Genomic DNA, 717 nt, shown 5'->3' with positions numbered 1-717 from the left:
GAGAGTGGGGCGGGGTCGTGGCCGTTGGTGTCGGCGGTGCGGGAGTCCGCGCTGGCGCTGGCGTTGACTGCGGTCCCGGACGCGCCCGGGGAGTGTCTGGCCCAGCTGGAGGAGCTGATCTTCGCGCGGGATCGGCTGGAGGCGGCGATCGCGGTGCGCGCCCAGCGGGTGCATGCGGCCGGGGCCACCCGTGAGCGCGGGCATGCCTCGACCAGGACCTGGCTGCGGTCGGTGTGCGGGACGAGCCGGCGGGTCGCCAACCGGGTGGTGGGCCTGGGCATGGAGTTGGAACGCCTGCCGCAGGTGAAGGCCGGGTATGCCGCAGGGAGCCTGAGTGAGGCGGTGGTGACGGCGATCTGCGCGGCCACCGCCGGGCTGAGTGACGCCGACGCGGCCAAGGCCGAGGTGATTTTGCTGGAGCTGGCCGAGACGGCCGGCCCGGAGGAGATCGCCAAGGCGGGGCGGTACCTGCGGGCCGTGCTCGATCCCGACGGGGTGATCAAAGAGGCCGACGCCGACCATGACGCGCGGTTCCTGCTGGTGCGGGAGACCGACTCGGGCGGGATGGAGGGCGAGTTCCGCCTGCCCCGGGAGGCCGCCGCCCGGCTGCGCACCCTGCTCGACGCCTACGCCAAGCCCAAGGCCAAGGGCGACGACCGGCCGCTTCGGGTCCGCAACGCCGACGCGTTCATCGCGCTGCTGGAGCAGCAGATCACC

1 protein-coding gene is annotated in these 717 nt (G+C 73.6%); it reads left to right on the top strand.

All coding sequences use genetic code 11. The annotated features are described in order from the left end of the window. A partial coding sequence (locus Mth01_RS29395; RefSeq protein ID WP_204019219.1) for a DUF222 domain-containing protein occupies nt 1-717 on the top strand: 717 nt, incomplete at both ends.

It is taken from the genome of Sphaerimonospora thailandensis, assembly GCF_016863115.1.
Taxonomy (GTDB): Bacteria; Actinomycetota; Actinomycetes; order Streptosporangiales; family Streptosporangiaceae; genus Sphaerimonospora; species Sphaerimonospora cavernae.
Note: the sequence above shows the minus strand (reverse complement) of the source record. Positions and strands in the feature narration are given on the sequence as shown.